The organism is Streptomyces sp. TE5632 (genome assembly GCF_054061295.1).
Map to the genome: position 1 here is coordinate 2,127,033 of NZ_JBSSEA010000003.1, position 16,395 is coordinate 2,143,427.

Genomic DNA, 16,395 nt, shown 5'->3' on the forward strand with positions numbered 1-16,395 from the left:
CTGCCGCCATGTTGACACGGCGCTGGTCCGGACCGCACGGTGATCCGCAGCAGCTCACCCCGAAGGGATGGTCCCCCATGAGCGACCGCACGGCGGCCGACCGGTTCCTCGACGCCGCGATCGACCTGCTGCACCGGGTCCGCGACGAGGAGGCCGACTCCGTGGCGGCCGCGGGCACCCTGCTCGCGGACACGGTCGCGGACGGCGGACGCCTCTTCGCCTTCGGCGCCGGCCACTCCTCGCTCGCCGCGCAGGACATCGTCTACCGCGCGGGGGGACTCGCCCTGATGAACCTGCTCGCCGTCCCGGGTGCCGTCGGCGTCGACGTGATGCCGGCCACCCTCGGTTCCGCCCTCGAACGCGTCGACGGCCTCGCGAGCGCCGTGCTCGACGCGTCACCGGCCCGCGAGGGCGACGCCCTGGTGATCGTCTCCCTGTCCGGGCGCAACGCGCTCCCGGTGGAGATGGCCATGAACGCCCGCGCCCTGGGCATGAAGGTCATCGGCGTGACCTCGGTGGCGTACGCGGCGGAGACGACGTCCCGGCACGTGTCGGGGACGTATCTGAAGGACCACTGCGACCTCGTCCTGGATTCCAAGATCGCGGTCGGCGACGCGGAACTCACCCTGGACAACGTCCCCGCCCCCTTCGCCCCCGCCTCCACGGTCGTCACCGCGGCCCTGCTCCAGGCGGTCGTGGCCGACGCCGCCGCCACCCTGGCCGACCGGGGCATCGAGCCCCCGCTCCTGCGCTCCGGCAACGTCGACGGCGGCCACGACTGGAACGGCCGCGTCATGGACCGGTACGCCGACCGGATCTTCTACCGGCGCTGAGAACCCGGCGCCACTCCGGGCGCCCGTCACTCCGGGCGCCCGGTCGCTCCCGCCGCCCCCGTCATTCCCGCTGCCCGGTGGCCCCCGCCAGGTCCAGGGCCGTGGCGATGCGTGCGGCCACGTCCTCCGCGTACATCACGTCAAAGCGTTCGAACGCGTTCCGGCCCGGGCCGCGCAGAAACGTCACGGCGCCCAGCGTCCGGCCGCGGCTGCGCAGCACCGTGCACAGGGCGTGTGCCGCGTCCGCCGGCCACTGCCGGGACACCGCCCACACACGCGCCTCCTCCGCCGGCACCGCCCCCGCGTCGGCCCGCACCGAGCCGGTCCGCTCCACGCACCGCAGCGCCGGATGCCCCTCGCGGTACCGCGCCGGCAGGCCCGCCCGCCCGGCCAGTCTGCTCGGCCCCGGCGCCCCGGAGGGGGTGGCCGCGATCCGCACCAGCCGGACCCGCCCGGCGCTCTCCCCCTCGTCCGCCGTCCCGTCGGGCCCCCGGTCGGCCACCCGGTCGATCAGCGCGTGGTCGGCGAATCCGGCCAGCGCGAAGTCCAGGTGGACGGTGACCGCCTCCGCCGGGTCCTCGCACTCGGCCGCCGCCCGCGCCGCCCGGTGCAGCTGCTGCGCGCGGAACCGCAGCAGCGACGCCTCCTGCTCGCTCTGCCGGGACTCGGTGACGTCCTGGAACAGCCAGCCCACACCGAGCGGCACCGGCTCCTCCGCCAGCGGCGACGACAGCCGCACGAATCCGCACCGCCAGCACCGCCGCCGCTCGCCCTCCGGTTCCCGCACGCTCACCCAGATGTCGGCGGGCGCGGGCGGGGTGCCCTCGGCCAGCACGTGGGCGAGCCCGCTCTCCAGCTCCTCCACACCCTGCGACAGCAGCTCCCCGAGCGGCCGTCCCAGCACGGAGCCGCGTCCCGTGCCGAGCGCGCGGGCCGCGTGCGGGTTCACCACGGCGGGCCGCAGATCGGCGTCGACGAGCACGACGCCCCAGCTCGCGTCCTCCAGCAGCGCCTCGCTCAGCGCGATCGACCGTTCCAGGTCGATCTGCGCGTGCACCTCGCTGAACGCGCAGTACACGCCCGCCGGCTTCCCGTCCGGCCCGCGCACGGCCGCGGACTGCGTCCGCACCAGCACCCGGCCGCCGTCCTTCGTCAGCAGCGCGAACTCGTGCACCTGCCGGCCCGGCGCGCCCATGGCCGACATCAGCCGCGCCTCCACCTCCGCGGCGTCGGCGCCGCGGACCGCCCACCCGGCGAACCCCTGTCGGCCCACCGCCTCGGCCGCGGTCCACCCGAGGACGCGCTCCGCCTCCCGGTTCCAGTGCGTCACCACCCCGTCCGCGTCGAGGGCGCACAGGGCGGCATCCATGCCGTCCAACAACGCGGCCAGCAGATCGGACCCACCCGGGCTCTCCCGCCCGGGCTCGTCGGGCCCCAGTTCGTCGGTGGCCCCACTACGCCGGGAAGCGCTCACCTGGACCCCCTGCAGGCTGTGTCCGCACGTACGGCACATCGGTCGGCTCACTTGCAATCATTCAACTTGAACGTGACCCAGCGCACACCGGATTCCCGCAACATCGAAGGAATCGTTGAAGGAATCGTCGCACTGCCCCGGCATCACCGCGGCCGGCCGTGCCGCAGCGTCGCGGCGCTGCGGCACGGTCGGCCCGGTTCGGCGTCCGCACACGCGGGCGGCAGGGGGCGTCACCCCTCCGGGAAGTGGGACCAGAAGTGTTCCACGATGTCGTCGAGGTAACGCCGCCCCTGCTCACCGGAGGCGTTGACGCCGCCGCCTCTGCTGAGGGTGGCCGCCATGAGGGACTGGTACTCGGTGTGCATGGCGCGCAACGGGTCCTGCAGCTCGCGGCGCTCCATCGAGAGAAGGCGGGCGATGTCGCGGATGTGGGCCTGCCAGCGGGTGGACACGGCCTCGGTGAGCAGCCGGGTGAGTTCCGCCTCCCCGCCGGTGATGGCGACGAAGTCCCTCGGGGGGAGCTTGAGGAGGGCGCCCAGTTTGGCCGACTGCCGTCGGTCGCCGGCCCATTGGCCGGTTTCCTCCATGCGGAGGTAGTCGTGAAGTCTCAGGCTGGTGACGCGGGCGACGTCCTCGGCGGCGAATCCGCTGGCGATCCGGTGTTCCCGCAGGGTGCGGGGAGCACCCATGAGGTCGCTCGGGGAACACCACAGTGCGCCGGCCAGAGCGGTGAGTTCGGTGGCGGTGGGCAGGGCGACACCGCGCTCCCACGCGGTGATGTGGTCGGGGGTGATGTGGGTCAAGCCGTAGGAGGCGCGCATGCCGTAGGCGACGTGGCCGGGGGCCATCCCGACCTTCCCGCGCAAGGTCCGGGCGGCGCGCGCGTTGAAGGGGAGCGGTGAGTTCACGCACCGAGAGTAGGGAGTGACCCACCGTGAAAACCATGCCCTCATGTCGCCTGCCTCCCGTTATGACGGGAAGGTCGCCGCGAATTCTGTAGGAACCGACGGGAGGCCGACTAGGGAATCAACTCCTCTTTTCCTCAAAGGCCTTGAGGAAATGGTTCAGGTTCGTAGAATCCGCTGGCGGTCCGCCACAGGCGTGTCCGAATTTCGGCATTTCGGCATTTCGATATTTCGGCGTTTCGACGTTCGCGAGGTTCCGAAATTTCGACGCCGCACGCGCCCGGCGGCTGCCGTCATGCTTCCCCGCACCTGCTCGCCCAGGAGACCCGCTCATGCAAACCCTCACGACCGACCCGGTCGACCCGGCGCCCGCCAGAGCCCACGGCCCGCTCGACCGGTTCTTCCGCATCAGTGAACGCGGCTCGACCTACGCCAGGGAGATACGCGGTGGCTTCGCCACGTTCTTCACGATGGCCTACATCCTGGTGCTGAACCCCATCATCCTGGGCAGTACCGAGGACAAGTTCGGCCACACCCTGAGCGCCACCCAGCTGGCGACCGCCACCACCCTGGTGGCCGCCGTGATGACCGTGATCATGGGTGTGGCCGGCAACCTGCCGCTCGCCCTGGCCGCGGGTCTGGGTCTCAACGCCGTCGTCGCCTTCCAGATCGCTCCCCTGATGGCCTGGGAAGACGCGATGGGCCTGGTCGTGCTCGAGGGCCTGCTGATCTGTGTCCTGGTGCTGACCGGTCTGCGCGAGGCCGTCATGCACGCCATCCCGCAGCCGCTCAAGCAGGCGATCAGCGTCGGCATCGGCATGTTCATCGCCTTCATCGGCTTCGTGGACTCCGGGTTCGTGTCGCGCATCCCGGACGCCGCGAACACCACCGTGCCCGTCCAGCTCGGCACCGGCACCCTCACCGGCTGGCCCATGCTCGTGTTCTGCCTCGGTGTGCTGCTGACGTTCGTCCTCATGGCCCGCAAGGTGCGGGGCGCCATCCTCATCAGCATCCTGGCGATGACGGTGTTCGCCGTCGTCGTCAACGAGTTCGCCGACGTCAAGAGCTGGGGCCTCACCGCCCCCGAGCTGCCCGGCAACCCCGTCGCCGCGCCCGACTTCGGGCTCCTGGGGCAGTTCGACCTGCTCGGCGCGTTCGGTCAGATCGGCGTGCTCACCATCGTCCTGCTGATCTTCACGCTCATCCTGTCCGACTTCTTCGACACGATGGGCACCGTCGTCGGCGTCACCGCCGAGGCCGGGCTGCTCGACGAGCGCGGGCAGGTCCCCGGTCTGGGCCGGGTCCTGTTCATCGACAGTGCGGCGGCCGTCGCGGGCGGTGCCTCCTCGTCCTCGTCCGCCACCACCTACATCGAGTCCGCCGCCGGTGTCGGCGAGGGCGCCCGGACCGGCTTCGCCAACCTCGTCACCGGCGGCCTGTTCGCTCTCGCCCTCTTCTTCACCCCCCTGCTCACCATCGTGCCGATGCAGGCCGCGGCCCCCGCCCTGATCGCGGTGGGCTTCCTGATGATGACGCAGGTCAGGCACATCGACTGGGACCGCTTCGAGCTCGCCGTCCCCGCCTTCCTGACCGTCGTGGTCATGCCGTTCACCTACTCCATCAGCAACGGCATCGGCGCCGGCTTCATCTCCTACGTGGTCATCAAGGCCTGCCTGGGCAAGGGCCGCGAGGTGCACTGGCTGCTGTGGAGCACCGCGGGGCTCTTCCTCGTCTACTTCGCCATCGACCCGCTGAAGCAGCTGCTCGGCGTCTGACGGCACCGGCCCCGCCACCTCCGCTCCGGAATCACCGAAAAAAAGTGGTTGCTCCGGAGGGAATCGCTTCTTAGGCTGGCGGTACTTCGGAGAGGAGGTGGTTCGGCAGATGTATGAATACCGGACGGAAGAGGTGGCTGCGGGCCAGTAGCCCGTCGCCGTACTCGGTTCGGCGCCGGACCGGCGTGTGCGAGATACACGCGACCGGCCCAACCCAACGCAGTCGCCCGACCCGCGAGTCGCCGGTACGTCCGGCCGGCCCCTCCTTCGGAGGGCCAGGCTCGCGGGTCGTCTGTTTTTTCAGTGGTTTCGGGGTTTTCAGGGTTTTCGGGGTTTTCGGGTTCTCAGGACTCTCGCGCTCAGCGGGCGAGGTCCGCGTAGCCCTCGATCTCGTGCAGGCCGCGGCTGCCGGGGCCGATGTAGTGGGCGGAGGGGCGGACCAGGCGGCCGGTGCGCTTCTGCTCCAGGATGTGGGCCGACCAGCCCGCGGTGCGGGCGCAGGTGAACATCGAGGTGAACAGGTGGGCCGGGACCTCGGCGAAGTCGAGGACGATGGCGGCCCAGAACTCGACGTTGGTGGCCAGGACGCGGTCGGGGCGGCGGGCGTGCAGCTCGGCCAGGGCGGCCTTCTCCAGGGCCTCGGCGACCTCGAAGCGCGGGGCCCCCAGGTCGCGCGCGGTGCGGCGCAGGACACGGGCACGCGGGTCCTCGGCGCGGTAGACGCGGTGGCCGAAGCCCATGAGGCGTTCGCCCCTGTCGAGTGCCTGCTTCACATACGCCTCGGCGTCGCCCGTGCGCTCGATCTCCTCGATCATGCCGAGGACCCGTGAGGGGGCTCCGCCGTGCAGCGGTCCCGACATGGCACCGACGGCGCCCGAGAGGGCCGCGGCCACGTCCGCGCCGGTGGAGGCGATGACGCGGGCCGTGAAGGTGGAGGCGTTCATGCCGTGCTCGGCGGCCGAGGTCCAGTACGCGTCGACGGCGGCGACGTGCTTGGGGTCGGGTTCGCCGCGCCAGCGGATCATGAAGCGTTCGACGATGGAGTGCGCCTTGTCGATCTCACGCTGCGGGACCATGGGCCGGCCCTGGCCGCGCGCGGACTGGGCGACGTAGGAGAGGGCCATGACGGCGGCGCGGGCGAGGTCCTCACGGGCCTGCTCGGCGTCGATGTCGAGGAGCGGTTTCAGGCCCCACGCGGGTGCCAGCATGGCGAGCGCGGACTGGACGTCGACGCGGACGTCACCGGAGTGGACGGGGATCGGGAACGGCTCGGCGGGCGGCAGGCCGGGGTTGAAGGCGCCGTCGACGAGCAGGCCCCAGACGTTCCCGAAGGAGACGTGCCCGACCAGATCCTCGATGTCGACGCCCCGGTACCGGAGGGCGCCGCCCTCCTTGTCCGGTTCGGCGATCTCCGTCTCGAACGCGACGACTCCTTCGAGTCCGGGTACGAAGTCGGACATCTGGCGGCTCCTCGTGGTGTGGGCGACGGATGGTGGTGTTGTGGGGGGTGGTGTCGTTGAGGGGTGTCGTTGGGGGGTGTTGTCGTGGGGTGGGGCGACCTCGTGCGGGCCGGTCGACAGGAACGGGGTGCGCGCCCGTCGGATCCGCGGTCCCCTGTGAGGACTCGCGGTCCGGACGCCACCGGTCACCCCTGTGATGCCCGGTGGGCGGTCACCCAACCGGATCAATGCCAGCACGATATCCCTGAGTGCCATTTTTGGGGAGGGTTCACGACACTCAGTGCCATACTAGGCGGTGGCACACCGGGTCCCCACGCGATCCGTAAATACGGCAGGATGACGGCGTGACCGACCGTGACTCCGTCCCCCTCGCTCTCGCCTCGATGCGCAAGCAGTACCGGGCCGAGGGGCTTTCCGAGACCGATCTGGCCGCCACTCCCGTCGAGCAGTTCGCGCGCTGGTTCAAGCAGGCCGCGACGGACGGCGGGCTGTTCGAACCGAACGCCGTGGTCGTCTCCACGGCGGACGCGCAGGGCCGGCCCAGTTCCCGCACGGTGCTGCTGAAGCACTTCGACGAGCGGGGGTTCGTGTTCTACACGAACTACGACTCCCGCAAGGGGCGCGAGCTGACCGGGAACCCGTACGCCTCGCTGCTGTTCCCGTGGCATCCGATGGCCCGGCAGGTCATCGTCACCGGAGTCGCGCTGCGCACCGGCCGGGACGAGACGGCCGCCTACTTCCGCACCCGGCCGCACGGCTCACAGCTGGGCGCCTGGGCGAGCGGCCAGTCCTCGGTGCTCGCGAGCCGTACGGAGCTGGACACGGCGTACGCGGAGCTCGCGGCCCGGTACCCGGAAGGCGAACAGGTGCCGGTGCCGCCGCACTGGGGCGGTTTCCGGGTGGCCCCGCAGGCGGTGGAGTTCTGGCAGGGCCGGGAGAACCGCCTGCACGACCGCCTGCGGTACGTGGCACAGGCGGACGGGGGCTGGAGGGTGGAGCGGCTGAGCCCGTGAGTGCGAAGCCGCACCCGTGAACGCCACGCCGCGCACGGTGCGCTCGCCGGCCCCCGGAACACCGACCGCCCCTCGCCTCAGTCCAGCACCCCGTCCAGCGCCCCCTCCAGGAGGGCCGCCCACTGTCCCACCACCCGTTCGCGGCGGGCCGCGTCGTCGGTGAGGAGGTTGGCCAGGCCCAGGCCGCGGGCCATGTCGAGGAGGCCCTGGACGGTCTCGCGGACGCCGGGACGGGACTCGTCGGCGCCCAGGAGGTCGACGGCGATGCGGTGGGACTCCCGGCCGACACGCGCCTCCAGTTCGGTCACGCGCGGGCGCAGCTGCTCCTCGTCGGAAGCGGCGACCCACAGGTGGAGGGCGGCACGGAACAGGGGCCCGGTGTAGAGGTCGACCAGGGCGGTGACCACCGCGCGGCGGTCACCGGCGGCCGCTCCCTCGGGGAAGAGCGCACGCAGCGCGGTGGAGCGTTCCTCTGCGACGTACTCGACGGCGGCCGTGAACAGGTCCTCGCGGGTCGGGAAGTGGTGCTGGGCCGCCCCCCGGGAGACACCGGCGCGTTCGGCGACGACGAGGACCGTGGAGCCCGCCCAGCCGTGTTCGGCGAGACAGGCCACGGCGGCTTCCAGGAGGCGCTGCCGGGTGGCCCGGCTGCGGTCCTGCTTGGGGACGCGTTCGGCACGGTCGGCCGCCGCGCTCACACCACCCATTCCGGATCCCGTCGTTCGAGGAAGGCCGTCATCCCCTCGCGCGCGTGGGCGGAGGCGAAAAGGCGGGCCGAGAGCGCCGTCAGGTGGGCGGCGTCCCGGTCGAAGGTCTCCAGCACCCTAGCCGTGAGCAGCCGTTTCGTCTCGGCCAGGGCCTCGGGGGCGGATCTGCGCAGACCGTCGAGGATGGGCGCGAGCGTCTCGTCCACGTCGTCACCGGCGGCGGTGAGCAGTCCGATGCGGGCGGCTTCGTCGGTGTCGAGGCGTTCGCCGGTGAGGTAGTAGCGGGCCAGCGCGCGCGGGTCGGTGCGGGGCAGCAGCGGCAGGGAGATGACGGCGGGGGCGACCCCGACACGGACCTCGGTGAAGGCGAAGGTCGCCGTGTGGGAGGCGACGGCGATGTCACAGGCGGCGAGCAGGCCGATGCCGCCCGCGCGGACGTGCCCGGTGACCCGCGCGACGACCGGTTTGGGCAGCTCGACGATCTGCCGCAGCAGGCCCACCAGGGCCTCGGGAGGGTTGGGGTCTCCCCTGCTCGAGCGAAGCCGGGAGCTTGGGGAAGGGTCGCGCAGGTCGGCGCCCGCGCTGAAGGTGTTGCCGGTGTGGGTGAGGACCACCGCGCGGACGCCGGTGTCCTGGCCGGCGTCGGTCAGTGCCTCGGCCAGTTCCCCGACGAGGGCGGCGGACAGGGCGTTGCGGCGCTCCGGGGCGTCGAGGGAGAGCGTTTCGACGCCCCGCACACGCGTGCGGCCGATCAGGGTCACGAGGGCTCCTTGTGCGCCGCGCGGAGTTCACGGCGCAGGATCTTTCCGGAAGTGGCGCGGGGGACGGCGGCGAGGAAGACGTCTGCGTACTCGCTGCGGAACACGGTTCCTCCAGGACGGCCGAGAAGCCGAGCGGGCCTAGTACGACTTGGGAAGGCCCAGGGTCTGGTGGGAGACGTAGTTGAGGATCATCTCCCGGCTCACCGGGGCGATACGGGACACGCGCGCGGCGGTTATCAGCGAGGCGAGCCCGTACTCGCGTGTGAGGCCGTTCCCGCCGAGGGTGTGCACGGCCTGGTCGACGGCCTTCACACAGGCCTCGGCGGCCGCGTACTTGGCCATGTTGGCGGCCTCGCCCGCGCCCGTGTCGTCACCGGCGTCGTAGAGGTGGGCGGCCTTCTGCATCATCAGGCGGGCCAGTTCGAGGTCGATGTGCGCCTGCGCGAGAGGGTGCGCGATGGCCTGGTGGGCGCCGATGGGCGCGTTCCAGACGGTGCGCTCACGCGCGTACTCGACGGCGCGGGAGAGCGCGTGGCGGCCCATGCCGATCGCGAAGGCGGCGGTCATGACGCGTTCGGGGTTGAGCCCGGCGAAGAGCTGGAGCAGACCGGCGTCCTCATCGCCGACAAGCGCGTCGGCGGGCAGCCGTACGTCGTCGAGGACCAGCTCGAACTGCTTCTCGACGGCGTTGAGTTCCATGTCGATGGGGCGCCGCTGGAAGCCCTCGGTGTCGCGGGGGACGACGAACAGGCAGGGCTTGAGTTTTCCCGTGCGGGCGTCCTCGGTGCGGCCGACGATGAGGGTGGCGTCGGCGATGTCGACACCGGAGACGAACACCTTGCGGCCGGTGAGGATCCAGTCGGTGCCGTCCTTGCGTGCCGTCGTGGTGATGCGGTGGCTGTTGGACCCGGCGTCGGGTTCGGTGATGCCGAAGGCCATCAGGCGGCTGCCGTCAGCCAGGGCGGGCAGCCACTCCCGTTTCTGAGCCTCGGTGCCGAAGCGGGAGATGACGGTGCCGCAGATGGCCGGGGAGACGATCATCATCAGCAGGGGGTTGCCGGCGGCTCCCATCTCCTCCAGGACGAGGGAGAGTTCGGCGATGCCGCCGCCACCACCGCCGTACGCCTCCGGCAGGTTGACGCCGATGTAGCCGAGCTTGGCGGCGTTCTGCCAGAACGGGCGGCTGTCGGCGCCGGGGGTGCGGGGGTGGTTCTTCGCGAACGAAGCGACGGCTGCGCGCAGCGCCTTGTGCTCTTCCGGTTCGATGTGAGTGGTCACTCGGTCCTCCGGGCTGCGGGTGATCGGTGGCTGGGCGCGCAGTTCCCCGCGCCCCTAGGTGGGTTGCACTACCGCCAGCAACATGCCGGGCTCCACCTGCTGTCCCGGGGTGGCGTGGAGGGTGCTCAATGTTCCTGTGACCGGGGCGGTGATCTGGTGTTGCATCTTCATCGCCTCCAGCCACAGCAGGGGCTGGCCAGCCTTCACCGGCGCCCCCTCGGTCAGGCCCTCGGCGATGCGGACGACCGTGCCCGGCATGGGGGCGAGGAGGGAGCCGGGGGCGTGCCGGGCGGCGGGGTCGGGGAAACGGGGCAGGGCGGTGAGGGCGGTGGCGCCCACGTACACACGGTCGCCGTAGCGGCTGACCTCGTAGCGGCGCCGTACGCCGTCCACGTCCAGGATCACGAGCCCCGCGTCGGCGTGTACGACCGGCACCCCGTCGGCCGCCAGGCCGTCGCGTGTGTGCCGGTAGCGGACCTCGTGTTCCTCGCCCGCCATCGCGTACCGCTTGACCTGCGGCTGCGAGGGCAGGTTGCGCCAGCCGCCGAAGCGGGAGCGGCCGTGGGCGTCGGCGAGGGCGGCGGCGAGCGGGGCGTACGGGTCGGGGGCCGGGGTGGTCAGCTCGGTCAGGTGGCGGTCGTAGAAGCCGGTGTCCATACGGGCTCCGGCGAACTCCTCGTGCCGCAGGGAGCGGACGAGCAGGTCCCGGTTGGTGGCGGGGCCGTGGATCACCGCGCGGTCCAGGGCGGAGGCCAGCTTGCGGATCGCCTCCGCGCGGGTGGGGGCGTGGGCGACGACCTTGGCGAGCAGGGGGTCGTAGTGGACGCCGATGTCGTCGCCGTCGGTGCAGCCGGTGTCCAGGCGGATGCCTTCGGGGACGGCGAGGCGGTGCAGACGACCGGTCTGCGGGGCCCAGTCGTGGGCGGGGTCCTCGGCGTAGAGGCGGGCCTCGACGGCGTGCCCACGCGCGCGTGGCGGGTCCTTCTCGAGCGGGTGCCCCTCGGCGACGCGGATCTGCTCGGCGACGAGATCGACTCCGAACACGGCCTCCGTCACCGGGTGTTCGACCTGGAGACGGGTGTTCATCTCCAGGAAGTGCGCCCTGCCGTCCGCGACGAGGAACTCGACGGTTCCGGCGCCGACGTAACTGACGGCGCGGGCGGCGCGTACGGCGAGGGTGTGCAGTTCGCCGGTGAGCCGTGCGGACAGCCCGGGTGCCGGGGCCTCCTCGACCACCTTCTGGTGGCGGCGCTGGAGGGAGCAGTCCCGGGTGCCCAGCGCCCACACCGTGCCGTGGGTGTCGGCGAGGATCTGCACCTCGACGTGCCGTCCGTCCCGCACGTACGGCTCGACGAACACCTCGCCGTCGCCGAAGGCGCTCGCCGCCTCCGCGCGGGCGGCGGCCAGTTCGCCGTCGAGGTCCGCGAGGCGCCGTACGACGCGCATCCCGCGTCCGCCGCCGCCCGCCGCGGCCTTCACCAGCACCGGCAGGTCGGCCTCGGTGACCTCACGCAGGGGCTCGATCCCCATCAGTTCCTTGGCGCGCGTCTTGGACGCCATCGCCTCGATCGCCTCCGGGGGCGGCCCGATCCACACCAGCCCGGCGTCCTGGACGGCCCGCGCGAAGCCGGCGTTCTCGGAGAGGAACCCGTAGCCGGGGTGCACGGCGTCCGCGCCGGCCGCGAGGGCCGCCTTCACGATCAGGTCGCCGCGGAGGTAGGTGTCGGCGGGCGCCGCACCCGGGAGCCGTACCGCCGTGTCCGCCACGCGCGCGTGGAGGGCGCTCTCGTCGGCGTCCGAGTGCACGGCGACCGTCCGGATCCCGAGCTCACGGCAGGTGCGGACGACACGGCAGGCGATCTCGCCCCGGTTCGCCACCAGAACGGAATTGATCGAGGTGATCGAGGTGAACACAGTCCCTCACATCCGGAAGACGCCGAAGCCACCGCGCACGCCCTCGTAGGGCGCGGTGTGGATGGCCGACAGGCACAGGCCGAGGACGGTACGGGTGTCGCGCGGGTCGATGACTCCGTCGTCGTACAGCCGCCCGGACAGGAACATGGGCAGCGACTCGGACTCGATCTGCTGCTCCACCATGGCGCGCAGCGCCGCGTCCGCCTCGTCGTCGTAGGGCCGGCCCTTCGCCGCCGCCGACTGCCGGGCGACGATGGACAGCACGCCGGCCAGCTGCTGCGGGCCCATGACGGCGGACTTGGCACTGGGCCAGGCGAACAGGAAGCGCGGGTCGTACGCCCTCCCGCACATGCCGTAGTGCCCGGCGCCGTAGGAGGCGCCCATGAGGACGGACAGGTGGGGGACGCGGGAGTTGCCGACCGCGTTGATCATCATGGCGCCGTGCTTGATGATGCCGCCCTGCTCGTACTCCTTGCCGACCATGTAGCCGGTGGTGTTGTGCAGGAAGAGCAAAGGGATGTCGCGCTGGTTGGCGAGCTGGATGAACTGGGCGGCCTTCTGCGACTCCTCGCTGAACAGCACCCCCCGGGCGTTGGCGAGGATGCCGACGGGATAGCCGTGCAGGGCGGCCCAGCCGGTGGTGAGGCTGGTGCCGTAGAGCGGTTTGAACTCGTCGAAGTCGGAGCCGTCGACGATCCGCGCGACGACCTCGCGCGGGTCGAAGGGGATCTTCAGGTCGCCGGGGACGATGCCGAGGAGTTCGTCCTGGTCGTACTCGGGCGGCGCGGCCGGTCCCGGATCGGGGTACGCCTTGCGGTGGTTGAGGCGGGCCACGACCCGGCGTGCCTGCCGCAGGGCGTCCGGCTCGTCGACGGCGAAGTGGTCGGCGAGGCCCGACACGCGCGCGTGCATCTCGGCGCCGCCCAACGACTCGTCGTCGCTCTCCTCCCCGGTGGCCATCTTCACCAGCGGCGGACCGCCGAGGAACACCTTCGCCCGCTCCTTGACCATGATCACGTGGTCGGACATGCCGGGGATGTACGCGCCGCCGGCGGTGGAGTTTCCGAAGACGACGGCGACGGTGGGGACTCCGGCCGCCGAGAGCCGGGTCAGGTCCCGGAAGACGGCGCCCCCGGGGATGAAGATCTCCTTCTGGGAGGGCAGGTCGGCGCCGCCGGACTCCACCAGGCTGATGCAGGGCAGCCGGTTGGCGAGCGCGATGTCGTTGGCGCGCAGGGCCTTCTTCAGCGACCAGGGGTTGCTGGCACCGCCCCGCACGGTCGGGTCGTTGGCGGTGATCAGGCACTCCACGCCCTCGACGACACCGATCCCGGTGACCAGGGAGGCACCGACGGTGTGGTCGCTCCCCCAGGCCGCCAGCGGGGACAGCTCCAGGAAGGGCGTGTCGGGGTCGAGGAGCAGCTCGATGCGCTCACGGGCGAGCAGCTTGCCGCGTTTCCGGTGCCGCTCGACGTACTTCTCGCCGCCGCCCGCGAGGGCCTTGGCGTGTTCGGCGTCGAGTTCGGCGAGCTTGGCGAGCATGGCCTCGCGGTGGGCCCGGTACTCCGGGTCGGCCGTGTCCAGGGCGGATTCGAGGACCGTCACAGCAGGGCCTCCGGGATGTCGAGGTGCCGGGAGCGCAGCCATTCACCGAGCGCCTTGGCCTGCGGATCGAAACGGGCCTGCGCGGCGACGCCCTCGCCGAGGATGCCCTCGACGAGGAAGTTCAGGGCGCGCAGGCGGGGCAGTACGTGCCGGGTGACGGGCAGATCGCGGGCCTCGGGGATCAGCTCCCGGAACCGCTCGACGGTCAGCTCGTGCGCGAGCCACCGCCAGGCGTCGTCGGAGCGAACCCAGACGCCGACGTTGGCGTTCCCGCCCTTGTCCCCGCTGCGGGCGCCGGCGAGGAGCCCGAGCGGGGCGCGGCAGGTCGGTCCGGGGGCCGGGGGTTCCGGCAGCTCCGGCTCCGGCACGTCCGCGAGTACGGCGGTGTCGTGGGGCGGCTCCACAGTGATCCGGCGTCCGTCATGGAGGACGGCTACATGGCCGACGTCACCATGGGGGACGTACACGCCTTCGAACACCCCATAGGGAGCGCCCTTCCCCGGTGGCGCGAGCACATGGAAGCCGGGATAGCTAGCCAGCGCCAGTTCGATTGCGGCCCCGCTCAACGCACGCCCGACCGCCTCCTGCCCGGGGTCCCGCACGACGAGTCGCAGCAGGGCGCTCGCGGTCTCCTCCGTGTCCGCGTCGGGCCGGTCGGTGCGCACCGGCTCCCACCGCACCTCGGCGGGCGGCGACTTGGCGAGCGCGCCAGTCATCTGCTCCCGTACGAGATCCGCCTTGGCCTCGATGTCGAGCCCGGTGAGGACGAACACGACCTCGTTGCGGAAGCCGCCGAGCCGGCTCCGCCCGACCTTGAGCGTGGGCGGCGGCGCCTCCCCTTCGGCGCCTTCGACGCGTACCCGGTCGGGGCCGTCCTGGCTGAGCCGTACGGTGTCCAGCCGGGTGGTGACGTCGGGTCCGGCGTACCGGGCGCCGCCCGTCTCGTAGAGCAGCTGCGCGGTGACGGTGCCGACGTCGACGAAGCCGCCGGTGCCGGGGTGCTTGGTGATGACGCAGGAACCGTCCTCGTGCAGTTCGGCGAGGGGGAAGCCGGGCCGCAGCAAGTCACCGGGCGGCCGCTCGCCGAAGAAGGCGTAGTTGCCGCCGGTGGCCTGGGTCCCGCACTCCAGCACGTGCCCGGCGACGACGGCGCCCGCCAGCCGGTCGTACTCCGTCGGCGCCCAGCCGAAGTGGGCGGCGGCCGGCCCGGTGACCAGGGCCGCGTCGGTGACCCGCCCGGTGACCACGATGTCGGCGCCCTCGCGCAGACAGGCCGCGATGCCGAAGCCGCCCAGGTAGGCGTGCGCGGCCAGCGCGCCCGGGTGGGCGGCGGTGAGGTCGTCGCCCTCCACGTGCGCGACGCGTACCGGGATGCCGAGCCGCCCGGCCAGCTCCCGTACGGCGTCCGCGAGCCCGGCCGGGTTGAGCCCGCCGGCGTCGGTGACGATCCTGACGCCGCGCTCGTGGGCGAGGCCGAGGCAGTCCTCCAGTTGCCGCAGGAAGGTGCGGGCGTACCCGGCAGAGGGGTCCTTGAGCCGGTCGCGGGCCAGGATGAGCATGGTCAGCTCGGCGAGGTAGTCGCCGGTGAGGACGTCGAGCGCACCGCCGGTGAGCATCTCGCGCAGGGCGTCGAAGCGGTCGCCGTAGAAGCCGGAGGCGTTGCCGATGCGCAGGGGCGTCGCCGTCACCGCGCGGTGTCCCCCTTCGGTTCCCGGCCACCTCCGGGCGGCCCGGCGAAGGCCTGGGCGATGTCCAGCCAGCGGTCGGCGTCGGAGCCGTCGGCGGTGAGGGCGAGATCGGCGCGGTGGGCGCGCTGGGTCACCAGGAGGCAGAAGTCGAGCGCGGGGCCGGTGACGCGGTCCGTGGCGTCCTCGGGACCGTACGTCCACAGTCCGCCCGAGGGGGCGGTGAGTTCGACGCGGAACTGCTCGAACGGCGTGGGCAGTCCGTGCACCCCGAAGGCGAAGTCACGGGTGCGGATACCGAGCCGCACCACATGCCGGAGCCGGTCGGTGGGTGGCCGCACCACACCCAGCGCGTCGGCCACGTCCAAGCCGTGGGCCCAGGTCTCCATGAGCCGGGCGGTGGCCATGGAGGCCGTCGACATGGGCGGGCCGTACCAGGGGAACCGCGCCCCCTCGGGCGCTGCCCGCAGGGCGTTCTCGAGGGCCTCGCGTCCGGCGCGCCAGTCCGCGAGCAGCCGTGCGGGCGGCAGGCCCGCCCCCTCCTCCGCGGCGTTGTCCACGAAGTCCCCGGGCTCGGTCAGCGCCTTCTCGACCTCGCGGGCGAAGGCGCCCTGATCGGTCACGGCGAGCAGCGAGGAACGGTCGGTCCAGGCGAGGTGCGCGATCTGGTGGGCGACGGTCCAGCCGGCGGCGGGCGTCTGTCGCGCCCACTCCTGCGGGCTCAGCCCGGCCACCAGCCGGTCGAGTTCGTCGCTCTCCGCACACAGGTCGTCGATCACGGGCGTCGGGTCGGCCATGGAGCGAGCATGACAGGCCCTCAGAAAACAATCAAGCACGCTTGCTGGGTTCTGTTCCGCCATCACAGCAGCAGCGGGCAAGGCCGGGTGGCAACGGTACCCACTCGCCCACGAACATTGGTTCGCGCTAATTTCCAGACGTGGCCGACCCTTATGAGCTGCGCTTCTTCGAAGACGTGCTGGAACAG

General features: G+C 72.0%; 13 protein-coding genes. 3 read left to right on the forward strand and 10 right to left on the reverse strand.

Features of this window, described 5'->3' with window-relative positions; genetic code table 11:
* Positions 1 to 77 precede the first annotated feature (77 nt).
* Positions 78 to 833 (forward strand): SIS domain-containing protein, encoded by a 756-nt coding sequence (locus ACVW19_RS14710; RefSeq protein ID WP_457459845.1) that lies wholly within the window; start codon positions 78 to 80, stop codon positions 831 to 833.
* A gap of 61 nt (positions 834 to 894) precedes the next feature.
* Here the strand turns inward: ACVW19_RS14710 and ACVW19_RS14715 are convergent, their stop codons facing one another.
* The gene (locus ACVW19_RS14715; RefSeq protein ID WP_457459846.1) at positions 895 to 2,307 is read right to left on the reverse strand and encodes a PAS domain-containing protein; all 1,413 of its coding nucleotides are present in this window, start codon (positions 2,305 to 2,307) and stop codon (positions 895 to 897) included.
* 230 nt (positions 2,308 to 2,537) lie between these two features.
* Positions 2,538 to 3,215, reverse strand: a complete 678-nt coding sequence (locus ACVW19_RS14720) for an XRE family transcriptional regulator (RefSeq protein WP_457459847.1) — start codon at positions 3,213 to 3,215, stop codon at positions 2,538 to 2,540.
* A gap of 329 nt (positions 3,216 to 3,544) precedes the next feature.
* Between ACVW19_RS14720 and ACVW19_RS14725 the strand changes: the two genes are divergently transcribed.
* Complete coding sequence (locus tag ACVW19_RS14725) at positions 3,545 to 4,987, forward strand: NCS2 family permease (protein ID WP_457459848.1); 1,443 nt, start codon at positions 3,545 to 3,547, stop codon at positions 4,985 to 4,987.
* Positions 4,988 to 5,346: 359 nt separating this feature from the next.
* Here the strand turns inward: ACVW19_RS14725 and ACVW19_RS14730 are convergent, their stop codons facing one another.
* Positions 5,347 to 6,447 carry a citrate synthase 2 gene (locus ACVW19_RS14730; protein WP_457459849.1) on the reverse strand — a complete coding sequence of 367 codons (1,101 nt, stop codon included), beginning with the start codon at positions 6,445 to 6,447 and terminating at the stop codon, positions 5,347 to 5,349.
* 344 nt (positions 6,448 to 6,791) lie between these two features.
* Between ACVW19_RS14730 and pdxH the strand changes: the two genes are divergently transcribed.
* Complete coding sequence (pdxH, locus tag ACVW19_RS14735; protein ID WP_457459850.1) at positions 6,792 to 7,460, forward strand: pyridoxamine 5'-phosphate oxidase; 669 nt, start codon at positions 6,792 to 6,794, stop codon at positions 7,458 to 7,460.
* 77 nt (positions 7,461 to 7,537) lie between these two features.
* Here pdxH and ACVW19_RS14740 read toward each other — a convergent pair whose 3' ends face one another.
* The 7 genes from ACVW19_RS14740 to ACVW19_RS14770 all read right to left on the reverse strand — a co-directional run bounded on the left by ACVW19_RS14740 (position 7,538) and on the right by ACVW19_RS14770 (position 16,207).
* Positions 7,538 to 8,167 carry a TetR/AcrR family transcriptional regulator gene (locus ACVW19_RS14740; protein WP_457459851.1) on the reverse strand — a complete coding sequence of 210 codons (630 nt, stop codon included), beginning with the start codon at positions 8,165 to 8,167 and terminating at the stop codon, positions 7,538 to 7,540.
* Positions 8,155 to 8,928: an enoyl-CoA hydratase family protein gene (locus tag ACVW19_RS14745; protein ID WP_457459852.1), complete on the reverse strand. Its 774-nt coding sequence runs from the start codon at positions 8,926 to 8,928 to the stop codon at positions 8,155 to 8,157. Before ACVW19_RS14745 ends, ACVW19_RS14740 begins: the two co-directional genes overlap by 13 nt.
* Before the next feature lie 138 nt (positions 8,929 to 9,066).
* Entirely contained in the window at positions 9,067 to 10,206 is a 1,140-nt protein-coding gene (locus tag ACVW19_RS14750; RefSeq protein WP_457459853.1) for an acyl-CoA dehydrogenase family protein, read from the reverse strand.
* Between the two features lie 54 nt (positions 10,207 to 10,260).
* Positions 10,261 to 12,120: an acetyl/propionyl/methylcrotonyl-CoA carboxylase subunit alpha gene (locus ACVW19_RS14755; protein ID WP_457459854.1), complete on the reverse strand. Its 1,860-nt coding sequence runs from the start codon at positions 12,118 to 12,120 to the stop codon at positions 10,261 to 10,263.
* A 6-nt stretch (positions 12,121 to 12,126) separates the two neighbouring features.
* Entirely contained in the window at positions 12,127 to 13,725 is a 1,599-nt protein-coding gene (locus ACVW19_RS14760) for an acyl-CoA carboxylase subunit beta (RefSeq protein ID WP_457459855.1), read from the reverse strand.
* Complete coding sequence (locus tag ACVW19_RS14765) at positions 13,722 to 15,413, reverse strand: acyclic terpene utilization AtuA family protein (protein WP_457459856.1); 1,692 nt, start codon at positions 15,411 to 15,413, stop codon at positions 13,722 to 13,724. Before ACVW19_RS14765 ends, ACVW19_RS14760 begins: the two co-directional genes overlap by 4 nt.
* Positions 15,410 to 16,207: a TIGR03084 family metal-binding protein gene (locus tag ACVW19_RS14770; RefSeq protein ID WP_457459857.1), complete on the reverse strand. Its 798-nt coding sequence runs from the start codon at positions 16,205 to 16,207 to the stop codon at positions 15,410 to 15,412. The genes ACVW19_RS14765 and ACVW19_RS14770 overlap by 4 nt, the downstream gene beginning before the upstream one ends.
* Between the last annotated feature and the right edge of the window lie 188 nt (positions 16,208 to 16,395).